Raw genomic sequence first — 18,736 nt, 5'->3', positions numbered from 1 at the left:
TATGCGTGATCGGGCTCGGGTTGATCGGCGGGTCGCTGCTGCGCGCGGCGAACTCGATCGGCCGCACCACGTTCGGGGCGACGACCTCCGAAGCTGACGCGGACGCGGCCAGCAGAGCCGGTTTCGACGTGACGACGCAGGTCGAAGCGGCACTGAGCAAGGCCGCGGAGCGGGACGCGATGATCGTGCTCGCGGTACCGCTGCCCGCGGTCGAAGAGGTGCTCCGGACCGTCTCGCGGGTCGCCGGGCACTGTGTGCTCACCGACGTCACCAGCGTGAAGGGCCCGGTGCTCGACGCCGTCCGGCGCCGCGCGCCGTACGCGAAGTTCGTCGGCGGGCATCCGATGGCCGGGACCGCCGAGTCCGGCTGGAAGGCGAGCAACCCGGCGCTGTTCGGCGGCGCCGCGTGGGTGCTGGGCGTCGAACACGACACCGATCTGACGGTGTGGGCCGAGGTCGCGCGGCTGGTGCTGGACGTCGGCGCGCATGTCGTGCCGCTGCCCGCGGACTCGCATGACGAGACGGTCGCGCGGATCTCGCATCTGCCGCATATCTTCGCGGCCATCCTGGCCACCATCGGCGCGCAGGGCGGGCCGCTGGCGATGTCGCTGGCCGCCGGGTCCTACACGGACGGCACGCGCGTGGCGGCGTCGAGCCCGGCGCTGGTGCGGGCGATGACCGAAGGCAACCGGGACGCGCTGCTGCCGATCGTCGACGAGGCGCTCGGGCGGCTGGGTGCCGCGCGGGGTTCACTGGCTTCGACAGGCGGCCTCGCGGTGACGGTCAACGCCGGTCACGAGGGTGCGCAAGCGTTTGCGAGCAGCAAAGACGCGGAACGGGCCGGAGTGCGCGTCAGCCTGACCGCCCCGGACGCGCGGGACGGCCTGATCGCCCTCGGCGAGCGCGGTGGCCGGATCACGGCGATCGAGGGAGACACCGCGATCGGCGAGGTCTCCTGACGCGTTTCGTCCTCTGGTTGCGGTAGTTGCGCGTGCGACTACCGCATTCAGAGGACGAAACGCGAAGGCTTACTGGCCCTGGGGCGACTGCTGGCCCTGGGGCGGGTTGTCGGGGGTGTCGTCGAACTTGTTGAGGAAGTCCTTCGCCTTGTCGACCCCGGAGTCGATCTGGGAGTCGTGGCCGGAGAACTTCGACTTGGCGAAGTCCGCCGCCTTGTCCAGGCCGCCCTCGATCTTGTCGTTGTGCTCGCGAAGAGCGTCGGTGGCCTTGTTCTTCAATTCATCGAAGTTGATGCCCATGCCCCAATCGTCACACAGGTACCGGTGAAGCCGCCTCGACGATCACCCGTCGCGGGGACAACCTCAGAACGGCCGGTCCCCCACGATGGCGACGCGTTCGGCCACTCGCGCGTACGGGTGGTAGTCGTTGACGGCGTAGTGCTGTGTGGCGCGGTTGTCCCAGAAGGCCACCGAGCCGGGTTTCCAGGCGAAGCGCACCTGGAATTCCGGGATGTGCGCCCGGCTGAACAGGTAGCGCAGGAGCCTGTCGCTCTCGTCGCGGTCGATGCCGGCGATGTGGGTCGTGAAGGCCTGGTTCACGAAGAGGGTGCGCCGCCCGGTTTCGGGATGCGTGCGGACGACGGGATGCTCGACCGGCGGGAAGGCGTCCTGGTGGCGCAGCAGCAGTTCCGGGTCGGAGAAGCGGGCGAAACCGGGGATGAAGTCGTGCACCGCGTTGAGGCCGTCGACGCGCTCGCGGACGTCTTCGGGCAGGTTGTCGTAGGCGGCGGCCATGTCGGCCCACATCGTGTCGCCGCCGACCGGCGGGACCTCGATCAGCCGCAGGACCGAGCCGAGTGCCGGCGCGGGCCGGAACGTGACGTCCACGTGCCAGATGTTCTCGAACGCGGGCATGGTCGCCGACCGGGTGAACCGGGTGGTGTCTTCGGTCTCCCCCTTCGGGATGAACGGGTTCGTCTCCAGGTCGCCCCAGTTGGCGGCGAACGCGCGCTGGTGCGCCGAAGTGATGTCCTGGTCGCGGAAGAACAGCACCTTCCACTCCAGCAGCGCGCGGTTCAGCTCCGCGTGGAGGGCGGGCGTCAGGGGTTCGGCGAGGTCGACGCCGCCGATCTCGGCGCCGATCACCCGTCCCAACGGTCGCAGGGCGAAAAGCTCGTAGGGACGGTCTTCGACGCCCTCCGGCAGGCGCCGCAGCACGCGCGGTCCTTCGAGGATCCCGCCGTCGGGGACGGTCGCGGGGCGGAGACGGACACGGTCGGGCAGTTCGATGGACATACGTGCTCCCTGGATTTCACCGTCGGACGACTTGGCGAGATGAGGAGCTACGCGGGCGGTGAACCCAGACGTCCACGGCGCAGGAGAAGTGCGACGACACCTTCGCTCGCCGAGCGGATCGGCGAGAACTGCCGGGTGGTGGACACGTACTCATGGTGTGCGTGCGGGGAGAGCGCGGTCAACCTTGTCCAGCAGACGGGATGTTCACCGTCGCCGTTCGTAGGGGAAGCTTCCCGACCAGGTGTTCCGCTCCTCGCGCGGGCGCAGCGCCTCGGCAAGCACCCACTGCGAATGCGTGGTGCCGCCCCTGCCGACCGGGCCGAGCTGGAAGGTCACCCAGCCGACCCAGTGCGCCGTCGTCGTCGCCCGCCACATGCCCAGCAGTCCGGGGACCGTGGCGGTCAGGTCCAGGCCGTCGGGGAGGCGGGTTTTCGTCGCGTCTACGGGATAGACCAGCTTGAGGTCGACCCAAACGGGCTGGTGGGGCCGCACCATGTGCAGGTGACGCGGCCCCGGCGGCAGCGTGTCACCAGTGTCGAGCATGCGTCGATTATGCGTGAAAACTCGAACATTAGTTCGAGACTATGCTCACCCATCCCCCGTCCGGGTGGGTTGTTCACCGAGCGGGAGGAACGCCGGCCGACCGGGCCCTTCACGCGGCTAATCGAGGAAGGCCGCGGAGGACGGTCGTGTCCGGTCCACGGTCACCTGAAAGACGTCCGGCCTGCTGTAGCGCCCGGTCGGGTCGACGTTCTGCCGGGCGCCCCGCACTTCCACGGGGTCGATATCGGCGATGACGAGCCGCTCTTCGTCCTTGACAGGTTCGACGATCCACCGGCCGTTCGGCCCGGCGATCGCGGATCCGCCGTCGTAGGGGGAGTTCTGCTCGGCCGCCAGGATCGCGTCCCGCAGGGGGAAACCGGCGGGCACGTCCGCGTAGTCGATCAGCGCGCCGGCCGCGAGTGAGTACATCCGGCCCTCCAGCGCGATGAAGCGGGTGATGTCGCCGGTCAGCCTCGTCGACCCCGGCCACACCGACACATGCAGGTCGGGAGCCTGCGCGTAGAGGGCATGCCGCGCCAACGGCATCCAGTTCTCCCAGCAGCACAGACCGCCGACCCGCGCCCCGCCGACCTGGTGCACCCGCAGACCGTGCCCGTCCCCGTTGCCCCACACCATCCGTTCCTCGAAGGTCGGCACGAGCTTGCGATGCACGCCGCATACCCCGGCCACCGGGTCGATCGCGAGCAGCGTGCAGTACACGGTGCCGTGTCCCGGTCCACGCTCGGCGATCCCGAGGTAGGTGAACACACCCTGGTCCCGGACGCACTCGGTGATCATGCGCAGCTCGGGGCCGGTCAGCTCGACCGCGGCCTCCTGGTACGCCGCATAGGCCGGCTCCTGTTTGGGGTCATCGAGTCCCGCACCACCGGCCTGAGTGAGCCAGAACGGGTAACCCGGCAGGAAAGTCTCCGGGAACACGACGAGTTCGACCGCCGCCTCCGCGGCCCGCCCGACAAAGTCGATCACCTTGCGCACACCGGCCTCACGGTCCATCCACGGACAGCGGACCTGGGCAGCGGCAACACGCATCATGAGCTCCTCCGGCTGGGTGACATCGCCAACCTAGCCGCCAAGATCGGGACCGACTGCCCTTCCGCCGGAATCTCGCACTGGCCAGCCGTTGGTCGGCGCTCGCGGTCACTGGTCAGCGTTCGACCGAGCGCGGCGCCTGCCGTCACATCAGGCGCGGCGGTGGTACGGCAGGAACCGCCGGACCAGCCGCAGCGGCGCGTGTTCGACGAGGTCGGGGCCGCGCACGGCGTCGAAGGCGGCGCCGATCTGGTCGACGACACCGGACAGTTGTTCGTTGTCGGGCATCGGCATCTCCGCCGGGTCCCGTTCCTCGCGGATGGCGGCCGCGAGTTCGGCGAGCGCGGCCGTCAGCAGGGCGATGTCGGCATCGCCGGGGACGGGGGCGCCGCGGCCGAGGGTGACGCCGACCTCGGTGACGGCGTCGGCGACGCGTTCGAGTCCGGCGATCACGGGCCACCAGGCGACGGCCTGCCGTCCGGCGGCGGAGGGTTCGACGACGACCTGCTGGAACGCGGTCCTCAGGTCGGCGAGTGCGCGGTAGGCGCGGCGGCGGGCGCGTGAGCGTTCCAAGCGGGCTTCGCCGGACGGCGCGAGCACGAGGCCCTTGTCGACGTAGTCCACCAGGCTGTCGAGGCCGTCGGCGAGCCGTCCGCCGACCTGCGGCCGTCGGCTGCCCGGCCAGAGCAGGTAGCCGAAGAGCAGGACGATCGCGCAGCCGAGCACGGTGTCGACGAGCCTCGCGAGCACGACGTTCCAGCTTCCGGTGCTGGCGAGGTCCATCTGCAGGATGATCAGCGGCGTCACGAAGGCGCTGAGGATGCCGTAATTGCGGACCTTGCCGACCGCGACGCCGCCCGCGAACACGGCGATCAGCAGGACCAGCAGCCAGCCTTCGCCGCCCGCGGCGAGCACGGCCGCGCCGATGCCCACGCCGATCACCGTGCCGATGCCGCGCAGGACGGCGCGGCCGAAGACCGAGCCGAAGTCCGGTTTGAGGACGATGCCGACGGTGAGGGTGATCCAGTAGGAGCGTTCGAACGGGACGAGCAGCGCGACGATCTCGGCGATCGCGACGCACAGCGTGAGGCGGAGCGCGGCGAACCAGGTGAGCGGGCCGGAGATGAGCGCGCCCGCCCAGCCGCGGAGGCGTTTGTGCCACGGCTGGACCTCGCGCCGTTTCCGGTTGTCGCCCTTGCCTATGCGGGCGAGTCCGGCGTAGAGCGCGGCGAGGACAGGGTCGGCGTCGTCGGGCGCTTCGGGGGGTTTCGGGGGTTCCTGGTTCGCGAGTACGGCGGCGGAGGTCGCGATGAAGTGGTCGATCACGTCGCGCGGGGTGCGGCGGCCGGCGTTGACCATCGCGACCGACGCTTCGACGGCGGGGGTGCTGGCCGACAGCAGGTTGAGCAGCTGTCGGTAGGTGGCGTCGCGGCCGGACAGCCAGGACCGCGCGGTGAGCAGCCGGTCGTACGCGGTGTTCATCGCGGTCGTGAGCTGGTGTCGCGCGACGCGGGAGGTGGCTTCGTCGGTCGCGGACAGCATCGCGGCGAGTTCGACGTAGACGTGGGCGACGGCGCCGCGTTCGGGGCTGGTGGCGCGGAAGGTCCAGGTGGCGAGCGCGATGAGCAGGCTCCAGGCGGCGCCGACGCAGAAGTAGCCGAGGAGGATTTCGACGCGCAGGCCGGTGACGTGCTGGCCGGTGCCGAGGACACAGAAGACGAACATCTGCAGCCCGGCGACGGAGGCGTTGCTGCCCGCCGCGCTGATCAGCGCGGAGATCGCCGCGACCGCGACGACGACCGGGATGGAGGCGGCGGGGACGCCGCCGGTGATCAGTCCGGCGAAGTAGCCGACGGCGGCGGCCGCGGTGGCGCCGCCGAGCCGACGGGCGCGGTAGCGGTACGGGCCGGCGGATTCGGACAGGACGGTGGGGAGCGCGCCGGTGGAGATGAGCGCGCCGACGCCGATGTCGCCGAGCGCGTAGCCGACGGCCAGCGGCACGGCGAGCGCGAGGACGGCGCGGGCGACCATGTTCCACGGGATGGGAACCGGTGTGCTGCGCAGCAGCTGCACCAGCCAATGCGGTGCGGCGATCTCGCGGCGCGTGGTGCTCACGCCTCTATCTTGACTTATCCGTCGCGACTGGAGCGGTTATCGTCGCCACATGGGCAAGACGTACTCCTTCGAGATCAACCGGACGAGCAGCGCCTCGCCCGCCGCCCTTTTCGCGTTGGAAGCCGACGGTTCCCGATGGTCGGAATGGGCGAAGCCGATCGTGTTCCACTCGCGCTGGGCGCGGAAGCCGGGCGAGGACGAAGTGGGCGCTGTCCGGGCTGTCGGCCTGTGGCCGGTGTACATTCACGAAGAGACACTGGAGTACGAACAGGACCGAAAGCACGTCTACGGCTTCGCGGGCCTCGCACCGCTGAAGGACTACCGCGCCGAAGTCTCGTTCACGCCGAACGCCTCCGGTGGCACGGATCTGCGCTGGACCGGCCAGTTCACCGAATCGGTGCCCGGCACCGGCGCCGCCACCCGCGCGGCCCTGCGTACCGTGGTCTCACTCCTGGCCACTCGCCTGGTGAAACACGCCGAACGCCCCTGACCCCACCCCCCACCCGTCCCAGGGGGGCGACCCCGAGTCCAGTCTATCGGTGGTGGGCGACGGGAAGGGCTGCCCACAGGAGTTGTCCACAGGTGGCGATGGTTGTGGACAACTCCTGTGGGTAGCTCATGGCCGTGCAGGGAGTGGTCAAGGGAACCGTACGAGACGCGGGGAAGGCCTTCAGCCCGCGCCCAGGCACAGGAAGGGGCGTCGCAGCGGATCGGCGGCGGTCGCCTCGGCGAGCGCCAGAGCGGGCGCGGTCCCCGAAGCCAGCCGCCGGTGCAGGTCGGACATCGCGTCGGCGGCGGCCTTGTCCCCGACCCGCGCGATCGCGCCGATCACCGTCCGCGAACCGCTGGCGAGCAGCGTCCCGGCGAACCCGAGCGCCTCCTCACCCGGCCGGATGTGACTCATCGCGAGTTCGCACGCGGCCAGCACCACCCGTTCCGGCGGCTTCGCGAGCCGGGCGGTTTCGTGCGCGTACAGCGGGCCGCCGACGAGTTCCAGCCGCGAGAACAACGCGTTCGCCGGTTCGTGCGCGCCGTGCGCGACCAGGTGCGCCATCCCGGAACCGTCCAAAGCGGACAGTACGGTGTCGCTGGTCGCGTCCTTCCCGTCGACGAGCCGCGCCTGCGGGTACACCGTCCGCAGGTTCCGCACCTCACCGACCGAACCCGGCACACCGGGGCCGCCGGCGAGCAGGACCGGCCCGTCGCTCCGCCGCCCGGACGCGGTCACCCAGGCGGTCGCCGACGGCGCGATCGACACCGGATGCCCGTGCAGCGAGGGCAAAGCGCCCCACGGCAACGCGTACAGCGAACCGATCGGCACGATGATCAGCTCGCGGTTCTCCAGCGTCTTCGCCAGCGACGCGGAGATCAGCTTGTCCAGTTTGTCCGCCCGGCGGCGTGCGGAACCGGTGACGACCTCGACCAGCGGGGCGGGCAGGTTGTCCGGGGCCAGCGCGTCGAGGTCCGCGTGCAGCTGCCGCGCGGTCTCGACGATCTCCGCGAGCGGCCCCAGCTTCAGGAGCCGGAACCGGCCCCGGTCGACGACCACCGCGTACAGGGTGTCGCGATACCCCATCAGGCTGACGAGCACGCGATCCCCGAGCCGCTCGACCACCTCTTCGGGTGCCGAGACGGGCCGCGGACGCCCCCATTGGCTGGTGTACCAACCGAGCCGGGTCGCCTCCCGCTGCAACCGGTCGTAGCGTTCCTCGAGTTTCCCGACCGGTTCGCCGGACAGCCGCCGCGCCTGGATCGTCCCCTGCACGTGCCGCATTTCGTTGATGTGCCGGGCGAGCGCGGGGTCTTCGATGATCGGGAGCGGTTCGTAGCGGTACACCTGCGCGCGCGTGCGTTCCAGCCACGCGAACAGGCTCTTCGCCCCGGCGCCGCTGCGCCTCGCCTTCTTGAGTACCAGCGTCAGCGCGAGTTTGCCCAGTTCCTCACCGTGCGCCGCCGTCCCGCAGACGAGGTCGAGCCCGCCCATGCGGTCGCGGATCTGGCCGAGTTCCACCAGTCCGGCCCGCGCCTGCGCGAGTGCCGAACGCGGCCGGTGCGAAGCCACCGCGAGTTCCGCCCGGCACAACCGCAGCAGCATCCGGTGGTCGATCGGCGTGGTCTGCCGTGGTTTCGGCACCTGGGCCAGGAGTTCCTGCGCGGCGGCCGTCTCGTCGCGGCGGATCAGCAGCCGCACCGCGAACATCCTGGCCGCGCCCGCTTCGTCACGCAGACCGAGTTCGGCCAGCCGGACGGCGAGATCGGCCAGTTGCTCGGGCAGTTTCGCGGACGGCTTCTTGTCCCGGTCCGCCAGCACCTTCACCGCGTCCGCGCGGAGCCGGGTCAACGCGGCGATCTCCGCCCAGCGGCCCTTGCCTCGCCGCAGGAAACTCCGTCGAGCCGACGCCGCGAGCTTCTTCGCCAGCGCGTAGTCACGCTCCAGGATCGCGGCACCGGCCCTGGCGACCTCCGCCTCGGCGACGAGATGCACCGCGCCGTTGCCCTGGAGTTCCGGGATCGCGTCGTCGAGATGCCGCGCCGCTTCTTCGGCGAGACCCGCGGTGAGCAGTGCCTTGGCCTGGTCGAGCCGGACGAGTGGCAGCGAACCGGGGCCGTCGGTCACGAAGATCGTGGCGGCCTGTTCGTAGTGACGCAGCGCTTCCGGGATGTCGCCGAGCAACTGGGCGTGATCACCGAGGTTGTGCCGGATCTTGCCCTCCAGCAACCGATGCCCGTGCTCGACCGCGAGATCCGACGCCTCGACCAGGTCCCGGTAGGCCGCGTCCGGATTGCTCATCTCCAGGTGCAGCCAAGCGCGGTTCACGAGCGACCTGGTCAGCACCGCGCTGTATTTGCCTGCCTCGGCGGCGAGACCGGGGAGGAAGGCGTTGTTGAGCGCGAGCGACTCCTCCAGCCGACCGGCGCGCATCAGCACGACGGCGCGCTGGAGCCCGACGACGAAGCGCAGCTCGTGGCGGACGTCGCCGCCCGGCAGCAGCAGCCGGATGCGTTCCGCCTCGTCCAACCGGGCGAGACCGTCCTCTTGGGACACGAATTCCGCCTCGGCGGCCGCCAGGCTGATCAGGATCCGGACCCGGATCTCCAACCGGGCGACCAGTTCCGCGTCCACCGGCCCCAGTAGCGCGAGCGCGCGCCGAAGCAGCCGTATCGGCCGGCTGAGGCCGTGATCCGAAGCGGCGGCCCTCGCTTGACGATGGAGGTCAGCCGCCTCTTCGGCTACGGGATCGACGACAGGAGGAGACGGCGCGGGCACACGCACTATGGGAGCACACCCCCGCCGCATAACGGAACAGCCGTCCGGTCAGAGCACCACTGTCGGGGTGACCACTGTCCGGCGGCAGGTCACGTCACCGAGATGGATCACGATCTGGGTGGTCCCCTGGGGAACGTTGTCCAGCACGAACCGCCCTCCCTCGTCGGCGGTGGTGGAACTCGTGCCGTGCTCGGCGACGCGAACCTCCACTCCGTACTCGCCGGCGGGCACGAGCCAGCCGTCGATCCGGTGCTTCTTGCCGATCTTGGTGAGGTTGATCATCACCGTCAGATCGCTGACGGTGAAGGTGATCGTGCCGGTGTCGCTGCCTCGGACACCGGCCGTGGCGTCCATCCGTTCCCAGCGGGCGACCTCGACGTCGAGGTTTTCGAGCGCGAGCGCGAACTGAACCCGCTGCACCAGATCTCCCGGCGGCGGGTCCAATTCGTCCATGAAGCGCCCGATATCGGCTAACAAGGCCTCATCGCCCGGGGAGGTCATCTCCCCCGGCGTCCCGAGGTCGTTCATCGGCTTCCCCCTTCGTGGGCCAGTAGGTCGCGCATCGATTCGAGGCAACGGCCCCTGGTCGGGCCGACACTTCCGCGCGGCATGCGGAGTGCTTCGGCGACCAGTTGGTACTCGGCTCGCCCGGCGAGCACGGTCAGCCGAAGGAGCTGCTGACAGCGGTGCGGCAGGCGGAGGAAGGCGCGCCAGACCCGGCGATCCCGGTCGGCGCGGACGGCTTCCTCTTCGGGGGCCGGGTGGGTGCTCTCCATGCTTTCGGCCAGCTCGTCGGTCAGCGGGACGGGCTGAGCGCGGCGGCCGAAAGGATGTTGGGCTTCACGTCTGGTGGTCGTGATCAACCAGGCGGCGAGCGCCTTGGGGTCACGAAGTTTCTCGAGCTGGCTGAACAGGGCGAGCCATACCGTCTGGACGACGTCCTCGGCGGTCAGGCGATCGAGCCCGTTCGCCCGCGCGACATGCCACACGAGCGGGGTCAGCTCGTGCACAAGTCTGTCCATCGCCTGGCGGTCACCGGCCCGCGCCGCGCGCATACAAGCGGCATGCAGGTCGGCACCGGTCAGTCCTTCCCACGGCGGGTCTACCTCGGTCGTTTGCACGTCGGTCACCGTATCTGCCCCACTTCGGACGTGTCTTCGTGTCGGCGCTGGCAGTATCGCGGGCCTTTCGGGGGAAAGGAGCGTGCAAGAGGCTCTGGGATACATCAAGTCACTAACTTTTTTGTCGGGCATCAGGGCGTCCCCTCGGTCGATGGCGAGGACAAAGGCACCGGCCGGCGCGAGTGGTGTGGACTGCGCACCGGCCGGTCCTTTTTTCCCTCCCCCCGAGCCCGCTCCCCAACGGGCCCGCGTCCAGGTGTCCCCCTCCCCCGAGGGAGCACCCGGAGGTGATGTCCGGAGGCCCCCTCGGCCTCCGGACATCACCTGTCCGTGGTAATTCAGTTCACCGGCGGCTTGGTGCCGTGCGGGTCCCAGTTTCCGTTCGGGGTGGCTCCGGGACGGGGCGGGACCGGCGCCGTGATCGGGCCCGGCTTCGGGGTCTCTTCGAGGTCCTCGGTGGCCTTGTCCTCGTCCTCGACGGGTGCGGTGTTGGTCTCGGTCGTCATCGGGCTCCCTCATTTCCTCGACTGCTCCATAGGACGCAACGAGGCTGCCACCAGATACACACAGAGCCAGGTTTTTCGCAGAAATTTCTTAATCTGTGGCAGGCGGGTGACCTGATCAGTGCCTTTACCGACGAATTGTGTCGCTGAGTAATTGACGGCTCACGTCCGCGAGTTGTTCGGCCCAGCGCCGGTAGCCCTCGGGACCGGGGTGGAAACGGTCCTCGGCGAAGGTCGCGGGATCCAGCATCGCGGCGGGCATCGGGACGTGGACGACGCCGGGCAGTGACGCCAGCCGGGCGGCCGCGGCGTCGAGGGCGGCCGACCGCGCGCCGAGGACGTCCCGCAGCGGACGCGGCAACGAAGGGAACCGGCCCATCGGCGGCACGCCTGCCAGTACCACCGGGAGCCGCCCGGCGCGGCGCCGCAGGGAGACGATCAGGTCGAGCAGGTCACGCCGGTAGCGCGTGGCCGAATGCAGTTCGATCGTGTCGTTGACGCCCAGCGCGATCACCACGAGGTCGGCGGGTTCGAGCAGCGGGAGCAGGTCCTGGCGCACCACACGGGCGTTGGCCCCGGTCCTGCCGATGGCCTGCCAGGCGACCGCGTGGCCGTCCCGCGCGAGTTCGGCCGCGAGCCGTCCGGTCAGCGCCTCGGCGTGCGTCGCCGCGCCGACGCCGTCCACAGTGGACTCGCCGAGCACCGCGAGCCGCACCGGGCGGCCGTCGCCGTCGACGAGACCGCGGACCGGCCCCGCCGCGCCGGGCAACCTCGGCGTCGTACGGCGCACCCGGACGGCTTGCGCGAGCAGGATCGGGGCGAGCACCACCGCACGGCTGATCACTCCGCGACTCTACTTCCGCGTTTCGTCCTCTGAACGCGATCGTTGCGCACGCAACAACCGCGTCGAGAGGACGAAACGCGGAAGTCAGCCTTGGGCGATCGAGACGGTTTGGCGGATGAGCGAGTCGTCCGCGGCCGCGCGGAGCAGGTAATCGGCGACGTCGGCGCGGTTGATGCTGTAGCTCCCGCGGACGTTGCCGTCGGTGCGGGCGGTGATCGCGCCGGTGTGCGGCCCGTTCAGCAGCCGCGGCGGGCGCACGATCGTCCAGTCGAGGTCGCTCGCGCGCACGATCCGCTCGGCAGCGATCATGTCCGCGAAGGAGTGCCGGAGGAGCTTGCCCAGGATCGGCTTCACGACGTTCCTGGTGAAGAAGGCGTCCCCGTCGACGAACGGACCGCTGGCGCTCACCAGGAGCAGCCGCCGGGTGCCCGCGGATCCGAGCGCGGCGAGGGCGGCGTTCGCCCCGTCGGTGACGACGGTCGTCGGGTTGCGGTCGCGGGCGCCGAGGGCCGAGATCACCGCGTCACGCCCGGAAACCGCCTCGGTCAGCGCGCCGTGCTCGGACAGCCCGGCGACGACGACCTCCAGCAGTTCACCCGTGGCGGTCAGCCGGGACGGGTCGCGGACGACCGCCGTGACGTGGTGGCCCGCGGCCAGCGCCTGCTTGACGACCTCGGAACCGACCCCGCCCGTGGCACCGAAAACGGTGAGCTTCATAGTCGCGCCTTTCTGGGTTAGTGAACACTCACCCCCTATGGTGAGTGTTCACTAACCACTTGTCGAGCGAACGCTGAGAACCCCTCAGGAGCGAACATGGGAAGCCGCGAGGAGATCGTCGCCGCGGCGGCGAAGATAATGCGCGAGCAGGGCTACGCGCACGCCACGACGAAGGCCATCGCCCAGGCGGCCGGCTACTCCGAAGCGTTGCTGTACAAGCACTTCAAGGACAAGACCGAGCTCTTCACGAGCGTGCTGACCGAGCAGCTGCCCGCACTCGGGACGACCTTGGACGAGCTGATGGCGACGTCATCGGACACCCCGCTCGCGGCGAACCTCGCCCGGCTGGCGCGGATCGCCCTGTCGTTCTACCTGGAGAGCTTCCCGATCGCGGTGTCGCTGTTCTCGTCACGGGAGCTGCTCGCGACCCACCGGGAACAGGTCACGAGCAGGCGGCGCGGGCCGGACGTCCCGCTCGCGCGCGTCACCGGATACCTCAGCGAAGAGCTCCGGCTGGGCCGGATTCGCGAGGACGCGGATCTGGAGGCGTCGGCGTCCCTGCTGCTCGGGGCGTGTTTCCAGTACGCGTTCCTGGCTTCGTTCGAGGACCGGGAACCGTCGGAAGCGGAGCTGGACGAGTGGGCGGAGCGGCTCGCGACGACGCTGGCGGTCTCGTTGGTCGCGTAGGCAGGCAAAGTGGCCTCGTCGGAGAACGTTGCGAAGCCGACCACCGCGCCGCCCACACCCCACTACTTGCCCTTGGCGGCCTTCATCTCGTGCCACTTCGCGTACATGTCGTTGAGCTCCTTGATCATGAAACTCAGGAAGTCCCGCATCTCGGCGATCCGCTCACCCGCCGGGGTGTCCGAGCCGAGGGCCGAAACACCGTCGTCGGCAGCGTCGCGCCACAGGGCGATCATGCGGTCACGCTTCATGAAGGTGGCGTACCAGAGGTCGTCGAAGAGGCGGTAGTGATCGCGGCGTGAGCCCGGCTCGCGTTCCTTGGCGACCAGTCCGATCTGTTCCAGCCAGCGCACCGCCCCCGAGATCGCGGCGGGGCTCACCGAGAGCTGGTCGGCCAGTTCGGCCGCGGTGAGACGACCGGCGTCGGTGGTCATCAGCGCGGCGAACACCCTGGCGGGCATCCGCTGCATCCCGATCTGGGAAAGCGTGAGGCCCAGGTGCTCCACGTAACGGCGGACGGCGTCCTCGTCTCTCTCGGTGCTCGAAGCACTCTCAGGCGTCGTCGTCATGAGCACATCCTCTCTTACCTCCCCCAGAGTGATCACATCGTCCATACGTTTTCTTAACTTCACAACTTCGTGAAATCACTGTACCTTCAGATTCATGGAAAACGCCATCTCCATCTCCGGCCTCCACAAATCCTTCGGCCGGACCAAGGCTTTGGACGGCCTTGACCTGCAGGTACCCGCTGGGGAGGTGCACGGCTTCCTCGGTCCGAACGGCGCGGGGAAGTCGACCACCGTCCGGGTCCTGCTCGGCCTGCTCCACGCAGACTCGGGCGACGTCCGCCTGCTCGGCGGCGACCCCTGGAAGGACGCGGCGAGCCTGCACCGGCGCCTCGCCTACGTCCCCGGCGACGTGAACCTCTGGCCCAACCTCTCCGGCGGCGAGGTGATCGACCTGCTGGGACGGCTGAGGGGCGGCCTCGACCAGCGCCGCCGCAAGGACCTCATCGAACGCTTCGACCTCGACCCCAAGAAGAAGGGGCGCACGTACTCGAAGGGCAACCGGCAGAAGGTCGCGATCGTGGCCGCGCTGGCCTCGCACGTGGACCTGCTGATCCTCGACGAGCCGACCTCCGGGCTGGACCCGCTGATGGAGGCCACCTTCCAGTACGCGATCCAGGAGGAGCGCGAGCAGGGCCGCACAGTGCTGCTGTCGAGCCACATCCTCGCCGAGGTCGAGGCGCTCTGCGACAAGGTCAGCATCATCCGCAACGGGCACACCGTCGAGACCGGCACGCTCGCCGAACTCCGGCACCTCACCAGGACGTCGATCTCGGCCGAACTCGCCGGACCGCCGAACGGGCTCACCAGGCTGGCGAACATCCACGACCTCAAGGTCGAGGGCAACCGGGTCCGGTTCGACGTCGAAACCCGTTCCCTCGACGAGGCGCTGCGTCAGCTCACCGAGGTCGGCGTCCGCAGCCTGACCAGCCAGCCGCCGACGCTGGAGGAACTGTTCCTCCGTCACTACACCACCGAAGCGAGCGCGAAATGACCGCGACGCTCGCTTCAGGACCGTCGCACGGCCTGGTCGGCACCTGGCACCTGACCAGGCTGGCGCTGCGGCGCGACCGGATCGTCCTGCCGATCTGGATCGTGCTGCTCGGGATCATGCCGTCGACGTCCTCGGGGACGTTCGAAACGCTGTACCCGACGGCCGCCGAACGCGCCGGGCTCACCGCGAGCATGGGTGCGAACCCGTCACTTTCGCTGATCTACGGCCCGGCCTTCGACCTCTCGACCGCGGGCGGGTTCACCGCGTGGCGGCTCGGCGGCTTCCTGGCCCTGATCATCGGGCTGATGGCGGTCTTCACCGTCACCCGGCACACCCGCGCCGAGGAGGACACCGGCCGCGCGGAACTGCTGGCCTCCGCGGTGGTCGGCCGGTACGCCCTGCTGACCTCGGGCGTGCTGGTGTCCGCCGGGGCGAGTGTCCTCATCGGACTCGTCGAGGTCGGGCTGATGGTCGGCGCGAAGCTGCCCGCCGGCGGCGCCTGGGCGCTCGGCGCCGCCACCGCGGTGACCGGGCTGGTCTTCACGGCGGTCGCGGCCGTCGCCGTCCAGGTGGCCGAGTATTCGAGGACGGCCAACGGGATCGGCGCCACCGCCGTCGGCGTCGCGTTCCTGCTGCGCGCGGTCGGCGACTCGACGTCGGACGCGACCTGGGTCTCGTGGCTGTCCCCGATCGGCTGGGCGCAGCAGGTCCGGCCGTTCGCCGAGGAGCGCTGGTGGGTGTTCCTGCTGCCGCTGGCCGCGACCTTGGTCGTCGGCGCCGCCGGCTACGCGCTGCTCCCGCGGCGCGACGTCGGGACCGGCATCATCCCGCCGCGCCCAGGGCCCGCCGAAGCGGCGACGTCGCTGCGCAGCCCGTTCGCGCTGGCGTGGCGGCTGCACCGGGGCCCGTTGATCGGCTGGCTGATCGGCACGGCGGTGTGCGCCGCGGTGTTCGGCTCGGTCGCGAGCGGGATCGGCGACGTCGTCGGGCAGAGCGCGCAGGCGAAGGAGATCTTCCAGCGCCTCGGCGGCACGGACGGGCTGATCGACGCCTTCATGGCGGCGATGACCGGCCTGTTCGCCATGGTCATCGCGCTCTACGGGGTGCAGGCCGCGTTGCGGATCCGGGCCGAGGAGACCGCGATCCGCGTCGAGCCGCTGCTCGCGACGGGTGTCGGCAGGCTGCGGCTGCTGGGGAGCCATCTCGTGTTCGCGTTCGGCGGCACGGCGCTGATGATGGTCGTCAGCGGTGTCCTCTTGGGACTGTCGAACGGGATGCGGGCGGGCACCGTCGGCGACTCGGTCGGGGACATGGTGGTCGCTTCGCTGGCGCAGCTTCCGGCGGTCTGGGTGATCACGGGCCTCGCCGTGACGCTTTTCGGCCTGGCGCCGAAGTTCTCGACGGCGGCGTGGGCGATCGCCGGGGTGGCGTTGCTGCTCAGCCTGTTCGGCGCGGTGCTGAACCTGCCGCAGGTGCTGCTGGACGCCTCACCGTTCTCGCACGTTCCGAAACTGCCCGCCGCGGAGTTCACCGCGACACCGCTGCTCTGGTTGAGCGGGGTCGCCGTGGTCGCGCTCGTGGCCGGGCTCATGGGCTGGCGGCGTCGCGACGTCGGCTAGCCACAGGGGAAACCGTGAAGGCCGCCTCTTCGGGGTGGGCGGCCTTCACGGTGCTCAGTCGTTCCGGTATCCCGTGGTCGAGGTCTGCGGAAGTTCCGTCGAGGTGGCCGAGGGCGTCACGGTCCGGGTCACCGTGCGTGGCGCCGGCGTGCTGGTGCGCGTGACGACCAGGGGTTCCGGGACGATCCCCGGCACGGTCACCGTGATCGGCCCGACCGAACGGGAGGTCGTGGCCGGGGCGGGGGTCGTGCCGACTTCGTGGACACGGGGCTGCGGCTCGCGACCGGCCACCAGAAGGGCGGCGACGAGCAGTCCGGTGGCGAGGCCCGCGAGAGCCGCGACCGTGACGGAACCGGTGGTGGGACCCTGACGGAACATCCGGCACCCCCTCGCCATGCGAAGCGCAGGTACGAGGACTTCTCGCGTTGATCTTACTTTTTGTTACGCAGCGTGCAAGTTGAGTGGAACGTTCGCAGTCCGTCGATCACGATTCGCACGAGATGGCGTTCCTCGAGCGAATACCGTTCGGCGGCGAGGCAACCGGCGATCAGGGCGCGCAGATCGTCGCCGTCGATGTCCTCGCGCACCGCGCCCGCGGCCTGCGCCCTGGTCAGCAGCGCCTGCGACGCCGACCGGAAATCGTCGGCCGCGCTCGCCTTGAAGCCCAGCCCGGTCGTCTCGGCGAGGGCGTCGCACAGGGCCCGGTTCCGGGACGCCTGCTGGACGACGCGTTTGAAGAAGTCGAAGAACGCCTCGCCGGCGTCTTCGGCGGTCAGCAGGTCGCGCGCTTCCTGGGCGAACTGCTCGACGCGGTCCAGGACGACGGCCTGGAACAGTGCGTCCTTGCTGGGGAAATGCCGGTAGACCGTGCCCGCGCCGACACCGGCGATGCGGGCGATCTCGTCGAGGGGGACGGCGACGCCGTCGACGGCGAAGGCCTCCTCGGCCGCCGCGAGCACCTTCGCTCGGTTGCGTCGCGCGTCGGCGCGCAGCACGGGCTTGTCCACTGTTCCCCTCCTCAACCGGGTCCGGCGTTCCGATTCAACGCCACCGCCGGTGAGGACATTCCTCACTGGACCGCGGTCTGTGCCCCGTCCGGCGTGAACAGGCTCTGGGCCGTGGTGAACAGGTACTCCCGGACACCGGGGATCAGCAGTACCGCGGCGACCGCGAACACCGGGAAGATCAGCCGGTTCTCCACCTTCTTGCCGGTGCGGAACCGCAGCGGCTTCGGCGGCCGGATCTCGTACCAGGTCTCGCCCGCGATCGGGATCGGGAACAGGAACGGGCAGCCGGACTCGGTCAGCGCGTCCCCGAGGCAGTGCACGAAACACCCGGCCGCGACGGCGATGCCGAGCCAGCCGGAGATCTCCGCGAGCTGCGCCGCCTTGTCCGGCGGGGCGGTCCACACCCACCATCCGATCGCGGCGCCGCTGACCGGCAGGAGCCAGTCGCCGAGCGCGCCTTCCGCGAGCAGCAGGCCGAGGACGACGACGCCGAAGACGGCCCAAGGTCCGCCCTCGGTGGTGCCCCAGGAGGTCAGGAAACCGAGGCCGACGGCGAACAGCACGGTGTGCGAAAGATGACGGTGCTTACCGGTGACCTTCTCGTCCCGAGGTCCCTTGGTCAGCGCGTAGAGGGCCGCCGAAACCCGGCGAAGCAGCCAGGAGATCGCGCCGGTGAACCAGCCGAGCAGCCTCGACGCGCGGGCGCCGGGGTGGTCGAGGTCGGGAAGGAGGGCGAAGCCTGCCGTGGTCGCGGCGAACACGACCGCTTGATGCACTGTTCCCGCTCCGACGGCGGGCGCGAGCGCGAGGCCCGCGCACCAGCCGGTCAGGGCATGCGTCCGCCCCATCATCGTGCTGCTGCCCCCAGGTGTCGCGGATCACGAGCCCACGACCGTAGCGGGGGATCAGGCGGGGGGCTCTTCCGACACGCTGAGGTGCTCGGCGACGCCGGTGAGCTCGATCACGCGGCTCACCTGCGGGCTGGGCACCAGTTCGAGCTCGACCGCCTTCTCGGCGGCCTGGCGCTGAGCCTGGAGCACCACGTTCAGCGCCGAGGAGTCGAAGAAGGTCACTCCGGTCAGGTCGGCGACGACCCGGCCCGACGGCTTGTCCGTGATCAGGGCCCCGAGGGTCTCCTGGAGCTGCGGGCTCGTCAGCAGGTCGAGCTCACCGGTGACCACCACGCGCGGTACAGACGCGTCGGCGTCCAGCGTGATGCTGAAACCGGGCGGCGTGGTGTTCTGGTCCGCTGCGGGCATGCACATTCTCCTCATCAGGTGAGAACCGACGCTAAGCGCCGGAACGCGCCTGTGGTCTCAAGCGACGGCCGCGCCCAGTCCGGACACGGACGCACGCTCTTCTTCGGCGGGTTGGCTTGGCTGTCCCCGCAACGACAGTCTCAACCCTAACCCAGTACGGACGGGGCGCCACGATCGCCGTCGCGCGCGTC

Annotated in this window: 21 protein-coding genes; 5 read left to right on the top strand and 16 right to left on the bottom strand. The window is 70.0% G+C overall.

The features are described 5' to 3' along the window. The first annotated feature begins 5 nt into the window (after window positions 1-5). Complete coding sequence (locus AMYAL_RS0119655; RefSeq protein WP_020633012.1) at window positions 6-959, top strand: prephenate dehydrogenase; 954 nt, start codon at window positions 6-8, stop codon at window positions 957-959. A 69-nt stretch (window positions 960-1,028) separates the two neighbouring features. On the opposite strand, the gene AMYAL_RS0119650 is transcribed toward AMYAL_RS0119655, so the two are convergent. The 5 genes from AMYAL_RS0119650 to AMYAL_RS0119630 form a co-directional block, all read right to left on the bottom strand. After that, window positions 1,029-1,259 (bottom strand): antitoxin, encoded by a 231-nt coding sequence (locus tag AMYAL_RS0119650; RefSeq protein ID WP_020633011.1) that lies wholly within the window; start codon window positions 1,257-1,259, stop codon window positions 1,029-1,031. A gap of 63 nt (window positions 1,260-1,322) precedes the next feature. Continuing rightward, window positions 1,323-2,255, bottom strand: a complete 933-nt coding sequence (locus tag AMYAL_RS0119645) for a TauD/TfdA dioxygenase family protein (protein WP_020633010.1) — start codon at window positions 2,253-2,255, stop codon at window positions 1,323-1,325. A gap of 204 nt (window positions 2,256-2,459) precedes the next feature. Further along, window positions 2,460-2,798: a hypothetical protein gene (locus tag AMYAL_RS0119640; protein WP_020633009.1), complete on the bottom strand. Its 339-nt coding sequence runs from the start codon at window positions 2,796-2,798 to the stop codon at window positions 2,460-2,462. A gap of 117 nt (window positions 2,799-2,915) precedes the next feature. Next, the gene (locus tag AMYAL_RS0119635) at window positions 2,916-3,848 is read right to left on the bottom strand and encodes a carbon-nitrogen hydrolase family protein (RefSeq protein ID WP_026467252.1); all 933 of its coding nucleotides are present in this window, start codon (window positions 3,846-3,848) and stop codon (window positions 2,916-2,918) included. A 150-nt stretch (window positions 3,849-3,998) separates the two neighbouring features. Further along, window positions 3,999-5,963: an FUSC family protein gene (locus AMYAL_RS0119630; protein ID WP_020633007.1), complete on the bottom strand. Its 1,965-nt coding sequence runs from the start codon at window positions 5,961-5,963 to the stop codon at window positions 3,999-4,001. 49 nt (window positions 5,964-6,012) lie between these two features. Here AMYAL_RS0119630 and AMYAL_RS0119625 point away from each other — a divergent pair, with 49 nt between their 5' ends. Next, complete coding sequence (locus tag AMYAL_RS0119625; protein WP_020633006.1) at window positions 6,013-6,453, top strand: SRPBCC family protein; 441 nt, start codon at window positions 6,013-6,015, stop codon at window positions 6,451-6,453. Between the two features lie 180 nt (window positions 6,454-6,633). On the opposite strand, the gene AMYAL_RS0119620 is transcribed toward AMYAL_RS0119625, so the two are convergent. From AMYAL_RS0119620 to AMYAL_RS0119595, 6 genes are all read right to left on the bottom strand, one after another. Continuing rightward, window positions 6,634-9,087: a CHAT domain-containing protein gene (locus tag AMYAL_RS0119620; RefSeq protein ID WP_020633005.1), complete on the bottom strand. Its 2,454-nt coding sequence runs from the start codon at window positions 9,085-9,087 to the stop codon at window positions 6,634-6,636. A 192-nt stretch (window positions 9,088-9,279) separates the two neighbouring features. Continuing rightward, window positions 9,280-9,759, bottom strand: coding sequence for a hypothetical protein (locus AMYAL_RS0119615; protein WP_007030725.1), 480 nt, complete (start codon window positions 9,757-9,759; stop codon window positions 9,280-9,282). Beyond that, window positions 9,756-10,361, bottom strand: a complete 606-nt coding sequence (locus AMYAL_RS0119610; RefSeq protein WP_007030724.1) for an RNA polymerase sigma factor — start codon at window positions 10,359-10,361, stop codon at window positions 9,756-9,758. Before AMYAL_RS0119610 ends, AMYAL_RS0119615 begins: the two co-directional genes overlap by 4 nt. Before the next feature lie 329 nt (window positions 10,362-10,690). Next, entirely contained in the window at window positions 10,691-10,858 is a 168-nt protein-coding gene (locus AMYAL_RS49895; protein ID WP_020633004.1) for a hypothetical protein, read from the bottom strand. 124 nt (window positions 10,859-10,982) lie between these two features. Continuing rightward, a complete protein-coding gene (locus AMYAL_RS0119600; protein WP_020633003.1) occupies window positions 10,983-11,699 on the bottom strand; it encodes an SGNH/GDSL hydrolase family protein in 717 nt (238 codons plus the stop codon). 84 nt (window positions 11,700-11,783) lie between these two features. Next, complete coding sequence (locus AMYAL_RS0119595; protein ID WP_020633002.1) at window positions 11,784-12,416, bottom strand: NAD(P)-dependent oxidoreductase; 633 nt, start codon at window positions 12,414-12,416, stop codon at window positions 11,784-11,786. A gap of 96 nt (window positions 12,417-12,512) precedes the next feature. Here AMYAL_RS0119595 and AMYAL_RS0119590 point away from each other — a divergent pair, with 96 nt between their 5' ends. Next, window positions 12,513-13,103 (top strand): TetR/AcrR family transcriptional regulator, encoded by a 591-nt coding sequence (locus AMYAL_RS0119590; protein ID WP_020633001.1) that lies wholly within the window; start codon window positions 12,513-12,515, stop codon window positions 13,101-13,103. Window positions 13,104-13,165: 62 nt separating this feature from the next. Here the strand turns inward: AMYAL_RS0119590 and AMYAL_RS0119585 are convergent, their stop codons facing one another. After that, window positions 13,166-13,669, bottom strand: a complete 504-nt coding sequence (locus AMYAL_RS0119585; RefSeq protein ID WP_026467251.1) for a GbsR/MarR family transcriptional regulator — start codon at window positions 13,667-13,669, stop codon at window positions 13,166-13,168. 94 nt (window positions 13,670-13,763) lie between these two features. On the opposite strand from AMYAL_RS0119585, the gene AMYAL_RS0119580 reads away from it, so the two are divergent. Together AMYAL_RS0119580 and AMYAL_RS0119575 are read left to right on the top strand one after the other, a co-directional pair. Continuing rightward, window positions 13,764-14,660 (top strand): ABC transporter ATP-binding protein, encoded by an 897-nt coding sequence (locus tag AMYAL_RS0119580; RefSeq protein WP_020632999.1) that lies wholly within the window; start codon window positions 13,764-13,766, stop codon window positions 14,658-14,660. Beyond that, window positions 14,657-16,279, top strand: a complete 1,623-nt coding sequence (locus AMYAL_RS0119575) for an ABC transporter permease (RefSeq protein WP_020632998.1) — start codon at window positions 14,657-14,659, stop codon at window positions 16,277-16,279. Before AMYAL_RS0119580 ends, AMYAL_RS0119575 begins: the two co-directional genes overlap by 4 nt. 54 nt (window positions 16,280-16,333) lie before the next feature. Here AMYAL_RS0119575 and AMYAL_RS0119570 read toward each other — a convergent pair whose 3' ends face one another. The 4 genes from AMYAL_RS0119570 to AMYAL_RS0119555 all read right to left on the bottom strand — a co-directional run bounded on the left by AMYAL_RS0119570 (window position 16,334) and on the right by AMYAL_RS0119555 (window position 18,545). Continuing rightward, complete coding sequence (locus AMYAL_RS0119570; protein WP_020632997.1) at window positions 16,334-16,657, bottom strand: superantigen-like protein SSL4; 324 nt, start codon at window positions 16,655-16,657, stop codon at window positions 16,334-16,336. Window positions 16,658-16,710: 53 nt separating this feature from the next. Beyond that, window positions 16,711-17,286 (bottom strand): TetR/AcrR family transcriptional regulator, encoded by a 576-nt coding sequence (locus tag AMYAL_RS46000; protein ID WP_020632996.1) that lies wholly within the window; start codon window positions 17,284-17,286, stop codon window positions 16,711-16,713. 62 nt (window positions 17,287-17,348) lie between these two features. Beyond that, the gene (locus tag AMYAL_RS0119560; RefSeq protein ID WP_020632995.1) at window positions 17,349-18,134 is read right to left on the bottom strand and encodes a metal-dependent hydrolase; all 786 of its coding nucleotides are present in this window, start codon (window positions 18,132-18,134) and stop codon (window positions 17,349-17,351) included. Window positions 18,135-18,191: 57 nt separating this feature from the next. After that, a complete protein-coding gene (locus tag AMYAL_RS0119555) occupies window positions 18,192-18,545 on the bottom strand; it encodes an STAS domain-containing protein (RefSeq protein WP_005149764.1) in 354 nt (117 codons plus the stop codon). Window positions 18,546-18,736: the final 191 nt, after the last annotated feature.

The sequence above is a fragment of the Amycolatopsis alba DSM 44262 genome (genome assembly GCF_000384215.1).
Taxonomy (GTDB): Bacteria; Actinomycetota; Actinomycetes; order Mycobacteriales; family Pseudonocardiaceae; genus Amycolatopsis; species Amycolatopsis alba.
This window is presented reverse-complemented; position numbering and strand designations above follow the sequence as displayed.

Excerpts from the sequence above, each read along its gene's own strand:
- AMYAL_RS0119590 (WP_020633001.1), top strand. The coding sequence starts at position 12,513 with ATGGGAAGCCGCGAGGAGATCGTCGCCGCGGCGGCGAAGATAATGCGC.
- AMYAL_RS0119575 (WP_020632998.1), top strand. The coding sequence starts at position 14,657 with ATGACCGCGACGCTCGCTTCAGGACCGTCGCACGGCCTGGTCGGCACC.
- AMYAL_RS0119585 (WP_026467251.1), bottom strand. The coding sequence starts at position 13,669 with ATGACGACGACGCCTGAGAGTGCTTCGAGCACCGAGAGAGACGAGGAC.
- AMYAL_RS0119640 (WP_020633009.1), bottom strand. The coding sequence starts at position 2,798 with ATGCTCGACACTGGTGACACGCTGCCGCCGGGGCCGCGTCACCTGCAC.
- AMYAL_RS0119650 (WP_020633011.1), bottom strand. The coding sequence starts at position 1,259 with ATGGGCATCAACTTCGATGAATTGAAGAACAAGGCCACCGACGCTCTT.
- AMYAL_RS0119560 (WP_020632995.1), bottom strand. The coding sequence starts at position 18,134 with ATGGGGCGGACGCATGCCCTGACCGGCTGGTGCGCGGGCCTCGCGCTC.
- AMYAL_RS0119645 (WP_020633010.1), bottom strand. The coding sequence starts at position 2,255 with ATGTCCATCGAACTGCCCGACCGTGTCCGTCTCCGCCCCGCGACCGTC.
- AMYAL_RS0119580 (WP_020632999.1), top strand. The coding sequence starts at position 13,764 with ATGGAAAACGCCATCTCCATCTCCGGCCTCCACAAATCCTTCGGCCGG.
- AMYAL_RS0119615 (WP_007030725.1), bottom strand. The coding sequence starts at position 9,759 with ATGAACGACCTCGGGACGCCGGGGGAGATGACCTCCCCGGGCGATGAG.
- AMYAL_RS0119595 (WP_020633002.1), bottom strand. The coding sequence starts at position 12,416 with ATGAAGCTCACCGTTTTCGGTGCCACGGGCGGGGTCGGTTCCGAGGTC.
- AMYAL_RS0119570 (WP_020632997.1), bottom strand. The coding sequence starts at position 16,657 with ATGTTCCGTCAGGGTCCCACCACCGGTTCCGTCACGGTCGCGGCTCTC.
- AMYAL_RS0119635 (WP_026467252.1), bottom strand. The coding sequence starts at position 3,848 with ATGCGTGTTGCCGCTGCCCAGGTCCGCTGTCCGTGGATGGACCGTGAG.
- AMYAL_RS49895 (WP_020633004.1), bottom strand. The coding sequence starts at position 10,858 with ATGACGACCGAGACCAACACCGCACCCGTCGAGGACGAGGACAAGGCC.
- AMYAL_RS0119625 (WP_020633006.1), top strand. The coding sequence starts at position 6,013 with ATGGGCAAGACGTACTCCTTCGAGATCAACCGGACGAGCAGCGCCTCG.
- AMYAL_RS0119555 (WP_005149764.1), bottom strand. The coding sequence starts at position 18,545 with ATGCCCGCAGCGGACCAGAACACCACGCCGCCCGGTTTCAGCATCACG.